The sequence below is a fragment of the Cognataquiflexum nitidum genome, from assembly GCF_022538055.1.
GTDB classification, from domain to species: Bacteria; Bacteroidota; Bacteroidia; order Cytophagales; family Cyclobacteriaceae; genus Cognataquiflexum; species Cognataquiflexum nitidum.
The window spans coordinates 41,064-58,936 of sequence record NZ_JAKZAM010000026.1 but is presented as its reverse complement, the minus strand read 5'-3'; the positions used below and the strand labels follow the sequence as shown (position 1 = coordinate 58,936).

The 17,873-nt window shown below is 39.9% G+C and carries 16 protein-coding genes and 1 tRNA gene; 5 read left to right on the top strand and 12 right to left on the bottom strand.

The window, feature by feature from the left end; genetic code table 11:
* The first annotated feature begins 40 nt into the window (after positions 1-40).
* The gene (locus MMU07_RS16360; RefSeq protein WP_241127338.1) at positions 41-2,713 is read left to right on the top strand and encodes an MGH1-like glycoside hydrolase domain-containing protein; all 2,673 of its coding nucleotides are present in this window, start codon (positions 41-43) and stop codon (positions 2,711-2,713) included.
* Complete coding sequence (locus MMU07_RS16355) at positions 2,688-3,287, top strand: ribonuclease HII (protein ID WP_241127336.1); 600 nt, start codon at positions 2,688-2,690, stop codon at positions 3,285-3,287. Before MMU07_RS16360 ends, MMU07_RS16355 begins: the two co-directional genes overlap by 26 nt.
* Here MMU07_RS16355 and MMU07_RS16350 read toward each other — a convergent pair.
* The 7 genes from MMU07_RS16350 to MMU07_RS21915 form a co-directional block, all read right to left on the bottom strand.
* The gene (locus MMU07_RS16350) at positions 3,284-3,829 is read right to left on the bottom strand and encodes a DsrE family protein (protein ID WP_241127334.1); all 546 of its coding nucleotides are present in this window, start codon (positions 3,827-3,829) and stop codon (positions 3,284-3,286) included. The two genes, MMU07_RS16355 and MMU07_RS16350, sit on opposite strands and share 4 nt — an antisense overlap.
* Positions 3,830-4,006: 177 nt before the next feature.
* Complete coding sequence (locus MMU07_RS16345; RefSeq protein WP_241127333.1) at positions 4,007-4,963, bottom strand: DUF1295 domain-containing protein; 957 nt, start codon at positions 4,961-4,963, stop codon at positions 4,007-4,009.
* A 122-nt stretch (positions 4,964-5,085) separates the two neighbouring features.
* Positions 5,086-5,169: transfer RNA gene (locus MMU07_RS16340), tRNA-Leu, on the bottom strand.
* A gap of 132 nt (positions 5,170-5,301) precedes the next feature.
* On the bottom strand, positions 5,302-6,186 hold the full coding sequence (locus MMU07_RS16335; RefSeq protein WP_241127331.1) for a bifunctional 5,10-methylenetetrahydrofolate dehydrogenase/5,10-methenyltetrahydrofolate cyclohydrolase: 885 nt from the start codon (positions 6,184-6,186) through the stop codon (positions 5,302-5,304).
* Positions 6,187-6,288: 102 nt separating this feature from the next.
* The gene (lepA, locus tag MMU07_RS16330) at positions 6,289-8,082 is read right to left on the bottom strand and encodes a translation elongation factor 4 (RefSeq protein ID WP_241127329.1); all 1,794 of its coding nucleotides are present in this window, start codon (positions 8,080-8,082) and stop codon (positions 6,289-6,291) included.
* A gap of 180 nt (positions 8,083-8,262) precedes the next feature.
* Complete coding sequence (locus MMU07_RS21875; protein WP_418884519.1) at positions 8,263-8,481, bottom strand: DUF5615 family PIN-like protein; 219 nt, start codon at positions 8,479-8,481, stop codon at positions 8,263-8,265.
* A 27-nt stretch (positions 8,482-8,508) separates the two neighbouring features.
* Positions 8,509-8,619, bottom strand: a complete 111-nt coding sequence (locus MMU07_RS21915; protein ID WP_336246202.1) for a DUF433 domain-containing protein — start codon at positions 8,617-8,619, stop codon at positions 8,509-8,511.
* Positions 8,620-8,821: 202 nt separating this feature from the next.
* On the opposite strand from MMU07_RS21915, the gene MMU07_RS16320 reads away from it, so the two are divergent.
* Positions 8,822-9,367: a DUF4924 family protein gene (locus MMU07_RS16320; RefSeq protein ID WP_241127327.1), complete on the top strand. Its 546-nt coding sequence runs from the start codon at positions 8,822-8,824 to the stop codon at positions 9,365-9,367.
* A 3-nt stretch (positions 9,368-9,370) separates the two neighbouring features.
* Here MMU07_RS16320 and MMU07_RS16315 read toward each other — a convergent pair whose 3' ends face one another.
* On the bottom strand, positions 9,371-11,293 hold the full coding sequence (locus MMU07_RS16315) for an AAA domain-containing protein (protein WP_241127325.1): 1,923 nt from the start codon (positions 11,291-11,293) through the stop codon (positions 9,371-9,373).
* A gap of 72 nt (positions 11,294-11,365) precedes the next feature.
* Between MMU07_RS16315 and MMU07_RS16310 the strand changes: the two genes are divergently transcribed.
* Entirely contained in the window at positions 11,366-11,959 is a 594-nt protein-coding gene (locus tag MMU07_RS16310; RefSeq protein WP_241127323.1) for an acyl carrier protein phosphodiesterase, read from the top strand.
* A complete protein-coding gene (locus tag MMU07_RS16305; RefSeq protein ID WP_241127321.1) occupies positions 11,956-12,423 on the top strand; it encodes a hypothetical protein in 468 nt (155 codons plus the stop codon). The genes MMU07_RS16310 and MMU07_RS16305 overlap by 4 nt, the downstream gene beginning before the upstream one ends.
* Here the strand turns inward: MMU07_RS16305 and MMU07_RS16300 are convergent.
* From MMU07_RS16300 to MMU07_RS16285, 4 genes are all read right to left on the bottom strand, one after another.
* On the bottom strand, positions 12,413-13,456 hold the full coding sequence (locus MMU07_RS16300; RefSeq protein WP_241127312.1) for a porin: 1,044 nt from the start codon (positions 13,454-13,456) through the stop codon (positions 12,413-12,415). The two genes, MMU07_RS16305 and MMU07_RS16300, sit on opposite strands and share 11 nt — an antisense overlap.
* A 42-nt stretch (positions 13,457-13,498) precedes the next feature.
* Positions 13,499-14,038 (bottom strand): inorganic diphosphatase, encoded by a 540-nt coding sequence (locus MMU07_RS16295; protein WP_241127310.1) that lies wholly within the window; start codon positions 14,036-14,038, stop codon positions 13,499-13,501.
* 144 nt (positions 14,039-14,182) lie between these two features.
* Positions 14,183-15,271: a hybrid sensor histidine kinase/response regulator gene (locus tag MMU07_RS16290; RefSeq protein WP_241127308.1), complete on the bottom strand. Its 1,089-nt coding sequence runs from the start codon at positions 15,269-15,271 to the stop codon at positions 14,183-14,185.
* Positions 15,264-17,378, bottom strand: coding sequence for a sensor histidine kinase (locus MMU07_RS16285; protein ID WP_241127306.1), 2,115 nt, complete (start codon positions 17,376-17,378; stop codon positions 15,264-15,266). The genes MMU07_RS16290 and MMU07_RS16285 overlap by 8 nt, the downstream gene beginning before the upstream one ends.
* Positions 17,379-17,873 lie beyond the last annotated feature (495 nt).

Here is a 17,873-nt window from a genome sequence, read left to right as displayed (position 1 = left end):
AAATGGTAAATTCGGTTTTGGCAATTAGGAAAACGTATCCATGAATACAGAGAAATTAAGGCTTGAAGAAGACCGTGAAGGAAAAAAACATTGGAAAAAGTGGGGGCCTTACCTGACAGAAAGACAATGGGGTACGGTCAGGGAGGACTACAGCCCCAACGGTGCTGCGTGGGACAATGTTACCCATGACGAAGCCCGGAGTAAAGCCTACCGATGGGGAGAGGAAGGCATCGGAGGTATTTCGGACAACAAACAGAATTTATGCATTGCCTGGGCTTTTTGGAACGGGAAAGACCCAATCATAAAAGAACGTCTTTTTGGACTCACAGGGCCACAGGGCAACCACGGGGAGGATGTAAAGGAACTCTATTATTACCTGGATTCCACCCCTACGCACAGCTATATGAAAATGCTGTACAAGTATCCCCAAAACGAATTTCCTTATTCCCTGATCAAGGAGGAGAACAAAAAAAGAACTAAAAACGATCCTGAATTCGAACTGATCGATACGGGGATTTTTGACGATGATGCCTATTTCGATATTTTCATAGAATATGCCAAAAAGGACGCAGAGGATATTTCAGGGTTTGCTACGATCCATAATAGAGGCAAGGAAGATGCTGAAATATGGGTAATGCCTACCTTTTGGTTTAGAAAAACATGGCACACCGGACATGAACCATTTATGCCCAAGCTTACTAAAACTGAGGAAAACGGGATCAAGGCATTTTCACCCAATAATGGAAACTATTTTTTAAGCTTTGAGGGAAATCCTGATATCAAATTTTGTGACAACGAAACAAACAGAGAGCGGCTATATCATATCCCAAATGACAAAAAATATCTGAAAGACGCCATCAACGACTATGTGGTGCACAGGTATTCGCAATATTTGAACCCATCAAATTATGGCACCAAAGCTGCAGCAATATATAAAATGACCATTCCTGCAGGAGGTTCAAGTGAAGTCAAGTTTAGGATGACGCATCAAAAAACCCTAGAGGCTACCGAAATCTGTGATGAAATCTTAAAAGAAAGAAAAAAGGAAGCAGACGAGTTCTATGCCGAAATCCAGCATCGGGTAAAGGACGAAGACATGAGATCCATTCAGAGGCAAGCCTATGCAGGCATGATGTGGGGCAAGCAATTCTATTATTACAATGTAGACCGATGGCTGGAAGGAGATGCAGGCCGATATGTCCCCCCTAAAGAAAGGAAAAAGGGACGCAACAGTGATTGGAGGCATTTGTATAATCAGGACATCATTTCCATGCCGGACAAGTGGGAATATCCTTGGTATGCAGTATGGGATTCGGCCTTCCATTGTATCCCGATTTCAAGGATTGATCCGGATTTTGCAAAAGACCAACTCCTTTTATTTTTGAATGAATCTTACATGCATCCCAACGGGCAGATTCCTGCATACGAATGGAATTTCGGAGATGTAAATCCCCCTGTCCATGCATACGCCATACAGAGAGTATACCAGATTGATAAAAAATTGCGAGATGGTAAAGGCGATCAGGAATTTTTAGAGCGCGCTTTTCACAAACTCATGATCAACTTTACCTGGTGGGTCAATCAGAAAGACAGTGACGGCAAAAACATTTTTGAAGGAGGATTTCTTGGATTGGACAATATCTCTGTGATCGACAGGTCGCATGCCCACCATTACAAGGGGAAACTCGAACAGGCAGATGCTACCTCCTGGATGGCGATGTTTTCCTTGAATATGATGCGGATTTCGCTTGATCTATGCGAATTCAACAAAACCTATCAATTCACTGCCATGAAGTTTCTAGAGCACTTTTTGTATATCGCAGGTGCTATGAACAATATCTCAGGCGACAAAATCAGCCTTTGGAATGACGAGGAAAATTTCTACTTCGATGTTTTCCACCTGCCAGGGAAAGAGCCAAAAGTCATGAAGTTGAAGTCGATAGTCGGCATCATCCCCCTATTTGCTGTAGAATCTATCAGGTTGGACATGTTTGACAGTCTTCCTGAGTTCAAGGCAAGACTGGAGTTTTTCCTGAAAGAAAAACCCAAACTTGCATCACTAATTTCTAGTTGGATCCAGCCGGGTTTTGAAAAAAGAAGGCTATTTGCTTTGCTTAGAGGTCACAGGATGAAGAGTATTCTAAACAAAATGCTCGATCCACAGGAGTTTTTAAGTGATTATGGAGTAAGATCCTTGTCAAAGTTTCATTTAAAAAAGCCCTATACTGTAAAAATAAACGGGGATCAACTTACTGTCAAGTATACTCCCGGAGAGTCCGACTCTCTGATGTTTGGAGGCAATTCCAACTGGAGGGGACCAATCTGGTTTCCGATAAACCACCTCATCATTGAATCGCTACGCAAATTTGATTACTATTATGGAGGAGAATTTTCAATAGAATACCCCACAGGTTCTGGAAATTATGTCACTATGGACTTGATAGCCAAAGAATTATCATTACGTTGCATCAAAATCTTTTTGAAAGACAAAGATGGAAAAAGACCCGTATATGGACATTACAGAAAGATGCAAGAGGATCCACACTTCAAAGACCATATCCTTTTTTTTGAATATTTTCATGGAGACAATGGCCGTGGGATAGGTGCTTCCCATCAGACTGGATGGACAGGCTTGGTGGCAGAAATGATCTATAAATATTATAAACCGGCAACAAAAACCCCAGAAGATGCTGATTCCATTTTTAGAATCTGACAGGCTAGAAGCGGGATGCGATGAGGTGGGTCGTGGTTGTCTCTGTGGCCCCGTGGTGGCTGCGGCTGTGATATTGCCTACGGATTTTGCAAATGAATTTGTAAATGATTCCAAAAAACTGACAAAATCCAACCGCCAAAATCTTGTTTCTGAAATCAAATCCTCGGCGATTTCTTGGGCTATTGCCGAGGCTAGCGTGGAGGAAATTGACCGGATCAATATTTTACATGCTTCTTTTTTGGCAATGAGCCGAGCAGTAGAGATGTTGGATACCAAGCCCCAACATTTATTGATTGATGGTAACAGGTTTAAATCCCATCTTGAAATACCTTTCACCTGCATCATCCAAGGAGATGGTAAATTTGCAAGCATTGCTGCGGCTTCAATCCTTGCCAAGGTTTACCGCGATGAAATGATGGAGCGCTATGCTGATGAATATCCGGGATATGGCTGGGAAAAAAACGCCGGGTATCCCACAGTATTACACCGTGAAGGGATCATGAAATTAGGATTAACGCCTCTTCATAGAAGGTCTTTTAGGCATTTACCGGATCAATTGACTTTGGATATTTAGAACCTCATCAACATATATCCCTGAGGAACATAGGTAGTCAAGGTGGTGAGCATCGACAGGGCTATTTCTGTCCCTGCCCACATATCAGTGGTCTCCATTTCTCTTGCAATCAGTGATTGCCCACAGACATAAAATTCTACCCCTACTTCTTTTAATGACTCGAAAACAGGCAAATTAGGATTTTTTACACCATTCCTTTTTTGGTATTCCTCGTCGTTTAGCATGCTGAAGATCGCAGTTCCATGTACTGCCACCTTGACTTTAATATTTTCCTTTGGGACACCGGCAATTCCGTGAAGGTTGACCATGCGCGCGATATTGTCCACCATTCTGTTGATTTGCTTTGGGTCATCAGCAGCTGAAACAAGGTCAATAATAATTTTGTATTCTGCTGTAGGATCCGGTCTTTCTGTCGCTTCAGGGATTTCGTATATGCCACCAAAACCTTTTACAATCGGAAATTGGGGGGTTTGGCAATATGAGGAAAATGATAAAGCCATCAAGGAAAATGTGGCTAGGAACGTTTTTGCGGCTCGGAACATAAGTTTGAGATAATTGAGTCAAAAAAATACACAAAAAACTAACGGTCTCAAACTTCTATTTTTCGGATCACATGCCTCAACATATATTGATGGCTTTGATTCCCAATTCCTAAAAATCAATAACTTTCCAACAGTAGTCACAGAATTCTCCTTACCTTCCAAAATCACTGCACTGAATCAGGAACTTGGTGCAGGACTTTCTTCAGTTTTTCCTTGTGGCCTTGGCACAAAACGAGGGACCCGCGCTTGATAGTCTCTATAGGCAGGATATTTGGAGGCGCTGATTTCTTCACTAAAATTGGAGCTCCCCTGAAATAAAATCAAAAGCAGAAGGCACCCAACTACGGACCAATTGAGCCATTGACCAGATGCAGCCACTGAAAAAAAGTAAAAAGAAACCCAATACCCCTGTTCCCCTAGGTAATTTGGATGCCTTGAAATAGCCCAGAGCCCTTTATCCAAAAATCCTTTAGCAAAATCACCCCTCAACAATTTTCCTTCCTTTATCAGCCTCCATTTTTCAGTTTGATACTTCCAATGCTGTTCATCGGCGACAGTTTCGAGAGCCAAGAAAAACAAGGTAATTCCCGCTACCAGAAAATCCCACATGCCGATTATGCCGTCGTCAAACTGCATCGCAACAAGCATAGGCAGGGTAAACAACAAAATCAATACATTTTGGTAGCCGGATATAAAAAAGAGATTAAACAAAGTCCATTTCCATTTGGGTTGGAATTCAGGCTTTTTGCGCAATATCTCCCAACGGTAGTCCTCTTCCCCTTCCCAAAACTTCCACCGATAAGCCCCTTTTCTAGCAAAATTATAGGTAAGCCTTGCTCCCCAAGCAGTGACAAGTACGGCAAGCAAAACCATCCTCGGTGAAAAATCTCCGAAATAGGCCATTACCCAAGCATAAATGATAGGTAAAATACTCCAATACTTATCTACCTGACTATTGTTGTTTGTAAGTTCACCTACCAAAAAACAATAGGCAATGGAAGCTCCACAAATTTTGATCAAGACCCAAAGTGCCTCCCACTCACGATCTCCCAAAGGAATTCCAAACAAATAAGTAAAAACAGGTACAACAAATAGGGTGAAAATCAAAATTATCGCCGTTTGCAGAATTTTCATAGAAAGGATTTTCTTTTTAAAATAAGAATAAATTCAAAAAATAAAAACCATCCTCTCCTGTAAAATCTTATTGGGACAATTGATATAAATGTAAAAAGCCCCGGAAAAGATCCGAGGCCATGTGCGCACGAGAAGATTCGAACTTCCACACCCGTAAGGGCACCACCCCCTCAAAGTGGCGTGTCTACCAATTTCACCACGTGCGCGTTTTTTGAGGTCTGCAAAAGTAGAAAGGTTTACTATTCCCTGCAAGGGGAAATTTAACTTTTAAAGGGTTTTTAATCAAAATTTAAAAAACCCATTTGATAAATTTTCCGATGAGTACTTGATGTTGAAAATTAACTGTAGATTTTCTTTTCTGCCGCCAACAAGGTATTGTAAAGCAGGGAAGCAATGGTCATCGGACCTACGCCTCCGGGAACGGGCGTAATGGCAGATACTTTTGGGGCAACTTCATCGTATTTGACATCTCCGATCAACTTAAAACCGGATTTCTTAGAGGCATCATCTATTCTATGGATTCCTACATCAATCACCACTGCGCCTTCTTTGACCATTTCGGCAGTGACAAATTCCGGTTTTCCCAATGCCACAATAAGAATATCCGCCGTTTTGGCGATTTCAGGAAGGTTTTTGGTACGGCTGTGGGTAAGTGTTACTGTACAATTTCCCGGATATTCATTTCTCGCCATCAAGATACTCATCGGCGAACCTACAATATGGCTTCTGCCGATAACAACACAGTGTTTTCCGGCTGTTTCAATTTTATATCTTTTCAAAAGCTCCACGATACCATAGGGTGTGGCTGCGACATAAGCCGGCCATCCCAAGGCCATCCTGCCGACATTGGAAGGCGTAAAGCCATCCACGTCTTTTTCCGGCCTGATTTTATCCGTTACTTTTTCTACAGAAATATGCTTGGGCAATGGCAACTGTACAATCAGACCATCAATGTCAGGATTTAAGTTAATGTCCTCCACTACCTGAAGCAATTCTTCTTCACTAACATTTTCATCTAATCTTAGCAAGGTTGATTGAAATCCAACCTGCTCGCAGGATTTTACTTTTGCTCCTACGTAGGTCTGGCTAGCCCCGTCATTGCCAACAAGGATAGCGGCCAAATGGGGGACTTTACCTCCTTCATTCTTTATTTCTGCCACTCTTTGGGCGATTTCTCCCTTTATCTCCTCGGAGGTTTTTTTTCCATCGATCACGATACTCATAGCAAAATCCGATTAACAGGTTCTAATTGAATTCATATAGGATGCAAAAAGCGCAAAAACTACAAACAAATTCTTTGTGTCTTTGCGCCTTTGCGGGAAAGTTTAATCTAATTTCAAAACTGCCATAAACGCTTCCTGTGGAATTTCGACGTTGCCGACTTGCCTCATGCGTTTTTTTCCTTTTTTCTGCTTTTCGAGAAGCTTACGCTTACGCGAAATATCACCTCCATAACATTTGGCCAAAACGTTTTTACGCATGGCTTTCACAGTTTCTCTTGCAATGATCTTGGCTCCGATAGCAGCTTGGATAGCTATTTCAAACATTTGTCTCGGCACTAATTCCCTCAATTTCTCGCAGAGTCTCCTACCCCATTCGTATGCTTTATCTCTGTGTACAATCGCAGAAAGGGCATCTACCACTTCGCCATTGAGCATCACATCTAGCCTCACCATGTGGGACTGTTTGAATCCGATCATTTCATAGTCGAGGGATGCATATCCTCTGGAAATGGTTTTGAGCCTGTCAAAGAAATCAAATACAATCTCAGCCAAAGGCATGTCAAAAGATAATTCCACACGGTCAGAAGTCAGGTAAACCTGGTTTTTGATCTGACCCCTTTTGTCCATACAAAGTTGGATCACAGGGCCAACAAATTCCGCGGCGGTGATGATAATGGCCTTGACATAGGGCTCTTCGATATGTTTGAAAAGCGTAGGATCCGGCATATCTGAAGGTGCATTGATCAGCTTGTATTCGTTGTTGTTCATCAGGGCTTTGAACTGAACGGACGGCACTGTTGTGATAACCGTCATGTCAAACTCCCGCTCTAAGCGCTCCTGAATGATCTCCATGTGAAGCATTCCCAAGAAACCGCAACGGAAACCAAAACCCAAGGCAGCAGAGGTCTCAGGTTCCCATACAAGCGAAGCATCATTGAGTTGGAGTTTTTCCATAGAAGCTCTTAGTTCTTCAAATTCAGTGGTCTCTACCGGATAAATCCCCGCAAAAACCATTGGCTTTACGTTTTCAAATCCCTTGATTGATTCCGCACAAGGATTTTTTACGTGCGTGATGGTGTCACCTACTTTAACCTCTTTGGCTACTTTGATCCCTGAGATCAGGTATCCTACATTCCCTGCATACATGGTTTGCTGAGGAATTTGATTGATACCCAAAATCCCTATTTCATCGGCAAAATATTCTTTTCCTGTATTTACAAATTTGATTTTATCGCCTTTGTTGATTGTACCATTGAATATTCGGAAGATTACCTCCACTCCTCTGAAAGGATTATAAACAGAGTCAAAAATCATTGCCTGTAGTGGTGAATCGATGTTTCCTTTTGGAGCAGGGACTTTTTCTACCACAGCATTAAGGATGTCTTCAATTCCGATCCCTTCTTTTCCTGAAGCAAGGACGATATCCTCCCTATCGCAGCCAATAAGTTCTATGACTTCATCTGCCACCACTTCTGGATCCGCGCCCGGGAGATCGATCTTGTTCAAAACCGGGATGATTTCGAGGTCATGTCCGATAGCTAAATAAAGGTTGGAAATGGTCTGGGCTTCGATTCCCTGAGAGGCATCTACAATCAACAGCGCACCCTCACAGGCGGCGATTGACCGGGAAACTTCATATGAAAAATCGACGTGTCCGGGTGTATCGATCAGGTTGAGGGTATATTCCTCACCTTTGTAATTATACTTCATCTGGATCGCATGGGACTTAATGGTGATCCCGCGCTCACGCTCGAGGTCCATATTGTCCAACAACTGATCCTGCATCTCTCTGTCACTCACCGTATTGGTGAACTGCAGGAGACGGTCTGCCAATGTACTCTTCCCATGGTCAATATGGGCAATTATACAGAAATTCCTAATTCTTTGCATATCCATTCTGGGCGCAAAAATAGATAAAATTGTGGGTAAAATTGGTATAGAAATAAACTATCCAAAAGAAAATCAATTTATCTCAAGGTAACAGTCTTTATCTTGTTTTAAAAACTCTTTAATCAATTCTATGTTTGAAATTAATTTTTGAATAATGGCTTGCGTAGACATGTTACCAAATTTTAATCAGATTACTTTAAGAGGACATCCATTTAGCACACTCAAAAAATAAAAATCTGAATCTTTTGTAAGGATGGAATAATTCGATTTTTTTGACCAATCCCAGATTTGCTGATCGGATTCAGTCAGTTTCTTAAAATCAGAAATATGGGTGATCTCAGTAAAATATTGACTTAACGGCTTTTTTATTCGCCAGCTTAGATTTTCATCAATGAGAATTTTCATTTTTTGGAAAAAAAGTCGCAATGGAAACTAACCTGAAATATGGATTTTCTTTTCGGCATCTGCGGCGTATGCCAAACTTGCCATAACATCTTCCCTAGTCAATTCAGGATAATCATCCAAAATTTCTTCTATAGACATGCCTGAAGCTAAGTATTCCAAAATATCATACACTGTGATCCTCAGTCCTTATACAGGGTTTCCCGCTTCTCTTTCCAGGCTCGATGGCGATGAATTCCCTATAGTCTAGCATAACGATTTTTCTTAATGTACGCACTTTCTCATTTATTGTTAAAAACCGACCTTTCTTATTTTCTTTGCACCATCAATATAAAACCGAAAAATGAGAGCTGTAGCGGAAAAGAAAAAAGCCCAAAACATTCCTGAATACATCATCTACATGTATCAAATGGAAGATCTATTAAGGGCCTATAATTTCGAGTTGGATGATGTCCGGCAATATGTGATCTCCCACTATCCAATCTCTGAGGAGGAAAAAAAAGAAGCGGCAGTTTGGTTTGCTGATTTGACCTTTGAGATGAAAAATGCCAAAATCGAAGAAACCGGCCACCTTCCCCAGACTCAGGAATTGGTTGATCAGCTTGCCTCGATCCATTGGTCTCTACTCAAAACAGACAGGGACTATTTTGACCTGTATCAAAAAGCAAAACCACATTTGATACGTCTTTTCCTCGAAGCCGGAGAAAATGCCCCCAAACATGAAATCCAGATTGCCTTGAATGCCATCTACGGACAGTTATTGGCAAGGCTGAGAAGCAGGGATGTTCCTGCTGATATCTTGGAGGCCACAGATACTTTTGGCGATATCCTCAGTTACCTGAATTGGGAATATTTTAACCAACAACGAGTAAAAACCAGGCAAAACTGATTTTCATTCCAAATATTCATACACACTTTTGTAGCAGCTGTTTGCATCTATATAATCAAAAAACGAATTGTAGAAAGGGTGGATGCTCAATGTGGAACTGTCCCCCACAACTATCAATTTCCTTTTTGCTCGGGTCAATGCCACATTCATTCTTCGGGTATCTGCCAAGAAGCCGATTTCTCCTTTTGCATTGGACCTGACAAGGCTGATGACAATAATATCCCGCTCCTGTCCCTGAAATCCATCAATCGAGTCGATCGTCAACAGTTCAGAGAAAGAGCGGAGGTTTGGGAATTCGTAACTTTCAAAAACCAGCTCATTAAATCTCCTGACCTGGGCGCGATAGGGCGCGATCAATCCAATATTCCATTGCTTGTTTTTGATCTCCGCAATCCCGATTCTTTTTAGGAGATTTTCTAGGTATCGCAAGGAAAACCGCGCTTCTTCCAGATTGAATGTGCTGAGGGATTCTTCTTCCTGTTGTTCAGTAAATCCTGTGCCTGCAGTATCAATGTATTCCAATACAGGTTCTTCGGCTGTCAAATAGTGCTGCAAAGTATTGTCAGCTGCCTTTAACCCGTTATGGTAAAAATATTTTCCCGAAAAACCCATGATCAGTTCCGGCATCCTATACTGGAGACTTAGCATTTTGGAGGCATCAGGTTTTCTTTTGATCACCTTCTCAAAAAGTGTCTCGCTTAATCCATTTTTGGCTGCTTCATATGATTTGATAGTTGGCGGCAGCTGGCAATGGTCACCGGCCATCACCACTTTAGCTGCTTTTTGGATAGGAATCCATGCTGCCGCTTCTAGTCCCTGGGCAGCTTCATCTATAAACACCACGGGGAAACTCATACCCTTGAGCGCAGAATTGGCGGCACCTACTAGGGTACAGGCAAATACCTGAGTATCCTGAAAAATATCATAAGTGATATAATCTTCCAGGCTTTGTGCTTCGTCCTTACACCTTGCTGCTTCATCCAAAAGCCTTCGCCGCTGCATCCTTTCTTCAGGGCCAAATGTACGTTTGTGTTTTTGACCAAGTTTTCTGTAATCATCAGCTGATTTTTTGAGCCTTTTCAAATCCTTGTAGCTATCGTGCATCGCAATTTTGGCATCCAATGTTTGAGACAGAATATGGTCTTCGACCCTCGCGGGATGGCCGATACGGAGGCTTCTTACTTTGTAATCTAGTAATTTTTCCACTAGGTAATCCACTGCTGAATTACTAGGCGCACAAACCAAAACCTGCCTGCACTCCTCCAATGCCTGCACAATCGCCGCGACCAGGGTGGTTGTCTTGCCTGTCCCGGGAGGGCCATGAATGATGGCTACATCCTTTGAAAACTTGACCAAGTCCAAAGCTTCATTCTGACTTAAATTCAGGTGATTCACCTTTTTTGAATCAGAAATAATCAAAACCGGTGCCCTTTCACCTAGCAAAATTTCCTTCAATTCTCCTAGCCTCCCCTTATCAGATTTGATCACTGCTTTCATCGCTGACTCCATCTCACGGTAGCTTGCCTCATCAAAAAGTAAGTCAATACCCAACTTACCTTGATGCATCCAATCAGGAACGTCTTCGGCCTGTAATGTCACTATCATGGTATCCCGCTTCACCTGATTGATCACACCATTGACACGACGGGATTGAAACTGGGGCTGGTTTGAAAAAATAGAAACAGACTTGCCCGACTGGAAAACATGGGGTGCTCCAGTGTCAAAGCGTTCGAACTCCAAGATCAATCTCTCCCCAAAACCTATTTTTGTTTTTTTCAACTGTACAGGATACCAACATACCCCCTCTTCCTTTTTATCTGAAATAGAGGTATATAAAAATTTTTTCTTATGCTGTTGGAGGTCTTCCTCCCACTCTTGCTTTAAAAGTTTCAAAGAATTCCTTAATTCTTCCTGAATATTTCCCATCTATTATTACATTTAAAATCGAAAATAACTGATAATCTATCTCACAAACCAAACACTTTAAACAATTATATCGTGAATTTTCTAGCACATGCATATTTGTCATTCGGGGATCCTAAAGTTCTTGTAGGAAATTTTATAGGTGATTTTGTAAGAGGCGATATTGAACACAACTATGACAAGGACATTGTTGTTGGAATTAAGCTTCATTGGAGTATCGATAAATTTACAGATTCGCACCCTGTGGTAAAAGAGGCTCAGGCAATCCTTAGACCGGAATATGGAAGGTATTCCATGGTTATTACAGACATGTATTTTGATTATTTTTTGGGAAGATACTGGAAAAACTACCACCATATCCCTTTGGATCAATTTGCGGAGGATGTGTACAATACAATAGATGAATACAGCGATACCTTACCCGAAAAATTTTTGCAGACCTTCGGTTATATGAAATATTACAATTGGCTGGCAGGATATGGGGAATTGGATGGGATCAGGAGGGCGATGACAGGCATGGCAAAACGGACAAGGTTCAATTCAAAAATGGAAACTGCGCATGTCTTTCTCGATGAGCACCATGAGTATTTGAAAGTACATTTTGGAGACTTTTTTGAAGATATAGTATCATTCTCTAAAAAAACACTTGCAGAATTGCGTAGCACATGATTCATTCCAGACCAAAACCCAGCACTTTTTTTGCCCTTGGACTAATCGTCCTTGTGCAGTTTTTTGGATTGGTATATATCCTCAACCATTTTGCGACCGAAAGAACATTTGGGGTCCTCATCTACCTGATGGCAACTGTCATACTTACCTTAGGTATTGTCTTGCTTATGGTAAAAATGATGGCTGCGTATAAATTTATAGCAATAGGCAACGACCAGATAATTACAAAACTACCGTTGAGAGGCAAAACCACCAAATATGCTCTCTCAGAAGTATTGGTTTGGGACGAAGAAACAGTCATCACAAACAAACGTGAATTCAAGCAAATTACTATTGTTTTTGAAGATAGAAGCTCCTTTACAATCAGCAATCACGAGCATATCAACTATGAGGAGTTTATTAAATACCTCAACAAGAGGCTTTCAAAGAAAAAAATACCGGTAAGAAAGAATCTTAAAACCTGAGGGCAATGGAGGCAGTAATAGCTGTATTTTCCCTTATGAAATTCCCGTCAGGAAGTGTAAATGCTTCTTCCGGACTGACAAATCTTCTTGCTTCAATTCTAAATAAAGTTTCTTTGGTTATTGAAAAATCAACATTTGCAGATAGTCCTGTGATTTTCAAACCATCATTCAAGATGATTGCATTTGGATCTGAGTAATATTCAGCCCTACCGGCAAGTACGATTTTCTTTCCCAGATCCTTGCTCAGTGAGGCTATCAGGCCAAACCAAGAACCTGTTTCTCCTAATAAAGTTTGCTGAATACCATAATCAGCCCCAAAGATCGCATCCCATGATCCTTTTTCATACAGCAAATAAAAATTATTGAAAAACCTGTTTAAACGTATTGGCTGAGGGTTTTCATTTCCAAAGTAATTGGAATAATTGGTGGTAACATTGTCAGTGGGCATGTACTTGATACCAGCACCGATTCCCAAAGACTTGTTGTTTTCGTTTCTCACAATATTTTGCCAGCCATTTGTCAACCAAAGCTGAATTTCCCATTTAGGATTTGGTATATAGGTAAACTTTCCACCCGTAAACAAATAGGGTGAGTTCTCAGCCATGATACTTCTCGTCAAATTCATGCAATCCATCCCATACCAGGATTCAAATCCTATGTAAGAAGGCATGACACCCACATCAACCCATAGCTTTTCGTGGAGCATAATTCCCAAAGATACTTCATTGAGAAACCGAGCCCATTTGGGTTCGTTTGCTAGATTGTATTGGGCGTAGGTTCCTGCCATTAATGCAAGATTTGCCCTAATTCGGTCATTCTGAAAGGATGCTTTGAGCAAGGCAAGATTAATACTGAATTCATTATGCCTATTGAAGTTATATAGAAAGTCAGGCCTGAGTTGATCTTTAGGACGATTTAGATCATAACTGTAATATGCTTCGAGATAACCTGAGAAAACAAGGTTTTTCTCCAACTGCTCTTGGGCTGACAGTTTTCCTATCAAAAAGAAAAGTAAGAAGACCAATCTTTTCATAAGTAAAAAAGGAAACCCGGATGTTACCAACCGGGCTGTAAATTATCTCTTGGTTCTGAAATTCAAGTCGTAAAGTTCGATACAATCGTGGATAATTTTAAAAGCTTCTTCTTTTCCTAGAAAATCCTCCACTTTCACTTCTTTGTTTTCAAGTTTTTTATAATCCTCAAAAAACCTGTGAACCTCTTTCATCAAATAGGGAGGAAGTTCATCGATGTCGTTAATATAATTCACAGATTGATCCTCTGCCGCCACTGCAATGATTTTGTCATCTGCTTCACCTCCATCAATCATCCTCATTACGCCGATTACTTTGGCTTTGACCAAAGTCATAGAAGGGATGTCAATCTGGGAAATTATTAAAATATCCAAGGGATCTTTGTCCTCACAAAAAGTCTGAGGGATGAAACCATAATTAGCAGGATAATGAACAGCTGAAAACAAAACCCTATCCAATAGAAGCATACCTGTTTTTTTATCCAACTCATATTTACCTTTACTGCCTTTGGGAATTTCAATGACGCCCATTACAAACTCCGGCGCCTCTTTCCCAATATTGACATCATGCCAGGGATTGATCATATCTAAAAACTTTTTGGTTTAAAATTGAGAACAAAGAAAGGCGAAAAACACTTGTAATCAAATAAAAATTAAGCCATGCCACTCCTGAAAAAAACCCAATTACTCAAAAAAAGGACTATTTCAATTGGCTAAGAACCAATTTTTCTACTCAGCAAAATTTGGCAAAACTACCGTGACTTTGGTTCCTTGGTTGACAATAGATTCTAGTTGTACCTTTCCCCCCATTTGGATAGTGGATTCTTTGACCATATAGAGTCCGAGTCCTGAACCAACATTTTTCTGGGTGGCTCTTTGAAATAGGTTAAAGACTTCATTTATGAGATTATCCTCAATTCCGACTCCATTGTCTTCAATTACTATTGTAGCTGTTTTGCCAACAACATCTATAGCCACCCTTATCATTTTTTGAGGAAAGTTTTCTTTCTGGAAGACTACAGCGTTATGGAAAAGGTTATTTAGAATCACCCTGATTTTAGAATCATCTGAGAAAAACGCAGAGTTTTGGTTGATATGGATTTTGATTTCGATATGATCCAAAGCCCACTTTTGTCTGTAGACTTCAAGCTGCTGCGCCACAACCTCTTTAAAATCAATCTCAGTGACTTTGTTTTCGATTTTTGTCGACCTGTAGAAATCCAACATCTTGTATATAAACTCATCCAATTTGTCAGTGGCAGTGTCTATCAGATCAAAGTATTCCAATACTGCAGGATCTTTGGTCTCCATTTTGGCAAGTTTGGATACACCGGAGATACTCATAAGAGGCCCTCTAAGTTCGTGTGAGAGTGAATACACAAACTGGTTCATTTCAGAATGGATTTTCTGAAGCCTTTCATTTTTATCTTTTAGTTCTTTTCTGGCAAAATAGATATCCCCTGCAGTTTGTATTGCATTCTTGATTTGCTCAATGTTCCAAGGTTTATCAATAAACCTGTAAACCTGACCTCTATTAATAGCATCTATGACGTCGGCTATGTCCGAATAACCTGTGAGCAGAATCCTGACTGGTTCGGGGTTGATTTTCATCAATTTTTCAAAAAATTCTACTCCGTCCAATCCTGGCATTCTTTGGTCGGCAATCACCACATGAAGTTCTTCAGTTTCTGCTATTTTAAGACCTTCAAATGCATCGATGGCAGTGATGACCTTAAAGTCCTTTCTCAAGCTTGCTTTGAAGGAATTTAGGTTATTATCTTCATCATCGATGTAGAGTACTTTGATCTTGTCAGTCATTCTGCTGGGTATTTTGGTAAATTGGAAGGGTAATGATAAAATTGGTTCCTTTGCCTTGTTCTGTTGATACCTCAAGTGTGCCTTTGTGGTTTTCAATGATTGTATAGACAATTGAGAGGCCAAGACCTGTACCTTTTCCTACTGCTTTGGTTGTAAAAAAGGGCTCAAAAATTCGCTGCTTGACATTGGCAGGCATTCCAAACCCATTGTCTTCAATTTCAATCCTAATATTTTCGCCAATATGCTTAGTCCTAATGGTAATTTTTGGTTCAGGAATTTTATTCAGGTTTTCCAACAAAGCATGGATGGCATTGGTAATAATATTCATAAATACTTGGTTGAGCTTACCCGGTAGACATTCAATAATAGGAATGATTCCAAATTCTTTTAAGACCTGAATCTTTCCTGACATGGAGCTATTGAGTAATATCAAGGTACTATTTATCCCATCATGAATATCGACTCTTTTGACATCCTGCTCGTCTACTCTAGAAAACAGACGTAATCCTTTGACAATCTCTACGGTCCTTTTGGCGCCTTCCTCCATCCCTCTCAAAAGCTGATCTATCTCCTTAAGAATGTAATCAAACTCAATGTCTTCTTCGACTTGTTGCAGGTCCTTTTTAGAATTATCCGAAAATTCAAGCTTCCCTTTTTCTCTATAGGCATTGACCACCTCAAGTAAATCTGTAATGTCTCTTTTGAGCGGTGAGATATTTGAACTTACAAAGTTGATTGGATTGTTGATTTCATGGGCAATTCCTGCAGTCAATTGTCCCAATGAAGCCATTTTTTCTTGATTGACCAATTGAGTCTGGGTATTTTGAAGGTTATGAAGTGTGAGTTCAAGTTCTTCTGTTCTTCGTTTTACCTTTTCTTCCAAAAACTCATTTTGCTCTATTATGCGACTTTCATGTTCTTCAAGTAACTTAAGCTTCTCTCTTTGCTCTTTTTCATTTTCTCTCTTTTGTTCATTTATTCTATCAGCCAAGGCAAATGACAAAAGGATGACTCCAAGTGCTGCACCAAATGGCATCAGGTAAAAACTTGTTGAAGAAAATAGAACAATGCCCATTTCTGTCAGCACAAATAGAAAAATCCCAACCATGAAGACTGACCAAGCTATCAGAAAATATCTTGCAGGTTTAAATCCACTTTTTAGTATAAACAGTGACATGATAAATACATAAGGGATAACAAGTGCTTGGGTAACCAAGAATACAGCATATGAGGACGTCAGAAACCCAAATAGCGTCGCAAGCAAAATAAATGAATAGACAATATAGAATACCGATAGACCTTTATTCAATTTGGGAAGGTTCATTCCTGTTTTTAGGAAAGACTGAACAAACCAAATGGCAACTACACTTCCCAAAACGGAGAAAATTATGTTAGATCTCATGTTAAGCCATACCCAATCAGGCCATAGAAGTTCTTGCGCATATCCAAGAATAGAAGATTGGCCCAACCAAACCAAAAATATATATGTAACATAAATGAGGTAGGTACGGTCATTCAGGGAGAAATACAAAAATAGATTGTAAAAAAAGAGTCCAAACAGGATTCCAGTAAATAATCCAAACAGTAAATTTTCAAGATTGAGGTCTTGATTGATAGTCCGGATATCTGCTATACTTGCAGAAATGATCTTTTTATCACTGCTTTTGATATTAAGGTAGATTTCAGAGTTAAGGCCTGATTCAGTATCAATTTCAAAAATCAATTTCCTAGAAGCAATGAGGCGCTCATTAAATTTCCTAGTCCTGCCACTTGACTGATTACTTATAACCTGACCATCTTGGATCAAATAAAAATTAACCTCATCCAAATTCGGATTGTTGATCAAAAGGTATTTTTTTTCTTTGAGGTCTGCTGCTAATTCAACGCCGAACCTTAACCAAACCGACTGTTTACCTAATCCAAAATTTGGATTTTTTGATTCAATTGATTTAAAATTTGGGTTTGTAAGTACATCCAAAATTTTTGAATTCCCTGATTCTTCCACCATAAATTCATATTTTGAAATATCAACCATTCCGGAAGTATTGTCCAATTGAATTATCGAAAAAGACATGAAAAGAAAAAAAGAAAATAGTCCTAATATCATAAAACCAAGGTTTTTTTTGGAAAAATCAGTTCTAAACCAAAAATATATTTTTTGTCTAAAAGGTTATTTCTAAATGAAAATTGGTGTACAGGCTGAAAGCTTTGGAGACCGCATTTTAAAACACCCTTGTCCAAGTCATATAGAAGTTGTAAACAAATATCCAAATGACTCCAAAGACAAATGTCCTTCTTTCGTCTTAATTGTTGAAAACAAAAATCCTTGAAATAAAATTTCAGATTGGTAATGTTGCAGAACATGCTATGGAACTTCATCCAAAGCGACGGGGCTTTAAACTTCCCAAACAAAATTATAATCTTAAAGAGTAAATCAAGCGATGAAGCCAATCTCATGTAGAGGCAATAAGGGTGGGTACTATCAGTAAAGTTATGTTATTGAGACAATAATCATAAGAGAAATGTAAAAAAAATTATAAAAAAGGAATTTTATATCGAAATTTGAAGAAATCCTTTGTTAGAAAAAATTTTTTTGGGGTAA

Excerpts from the sequence above, each read along its gene's own strand:
- MMU07_RS16360 (WP_241127338.1), top strand. The coding sequence starts at position 41 with ATGAATACAGAGAAATTAAGGCTTGAAGAAGACCGTGAAGGAAAAAAA.
- MMU07_RS16355 (WP_241127336.1), top strand. The coding sequence starts at position 2,688 with ATGCTGATTCCATTTTTAGAATCTGACAGGCTAGAAGCGGGATGCGAT.
- MMU07_RS16350 (WP_241127334.1), bottom strand. The coding sequence starts at position 3,829 with ATGTTCCGAGCCGCAAAAACGTTCCTAGCCACATTTTCCTTGATGGCT.
- MMU07_RS16345 (WP_241127333.1), bottom strand. The coding sequence starts at position 4,963 with ATGAAAATTCTGCAAACGGCGATAATTTTGATTTTCACCCTATTTGTT.
- MMU07_RS16335 (WP_241127331.1), bottom strand. The coding sequence starts at position 6,186 with ATGAGTATCGTGATCGATGGAAAAAAAACCTCCGAGGAGATAAAGGGA.
- lepA (WP_241127329.1), bottom strand. The coding sequence starts at position 8,082 with ATGGATATGCAAAGAATTAGGAATTTCTGTATAATTGCCCATATTGAC.
- MMU07_RS21875 (WP_418884519.1), bottom strand. The coding sequence starts at position 8,481 with ATGAAAATTCTCATTGATGAAAATCTAAGCTGGCGAATAAAAAAGCCG.
- MMU07_RS21915 (WP_336246202.1), bottom strand. The coding sequence starts at position 8,619 with ATGTCTATAGAAGAAATTTTGGATGATTATCCTGAATTGACTAGGGAA.
- MMU07_RS16320 (WP_241127327.1), top strand. The coding sequence starts at position 8,822 with ATGAGAGCTGTAGCGGAAAAGAAAAAAGCCCAAAACATTCCTGAATAC.
- MMU07_RS16315 (WP_241127325.1), bottom strand. The coding sequence starts at position 11,293 with ATGGGAAATATTCAGGAAGAATTAAGGAATTCTTTGAAACTTTTAAAG.
- MMU07_RS16305 (WP_241127321.1), top strand. The coding sequence starts at position 11,956 with ATGATTCATTCCAGACCAAAACCCAGCACTTTTTTTGCCCTTGGACTA.
- MMU07_RS16300 (WP_241127312.1), bottom strand. The coding sequence starts at position 13,456 with ATGAAAAGATTGGTCTTCTTACTTTTCTTTTTGATAGGAAAACTGTCA.
- MMU07_RS16295 (WP_241127310.1), bottom strand. The coding sequence starts at position 14,038 with ATGATCAATCCCTGGCATGATGTCAATATTGGGAAAGAGGCGCCGGAG.
- MMU07_RS16290 (WP_241127308.1), bottom strand. The coding sequence starts at position 15,271 with ATGACTGACAAGATCAAAGTACTCTACATCGATGATGAAGATAATAAC.
- MMU07_RS16285 (WP_241127306.1), bottom strand. The coding sequence starts at position 17,378 with ATGATATTAGGACTATTTTCTTTTTTTCTTTTCATGTCTTTTTCGATA.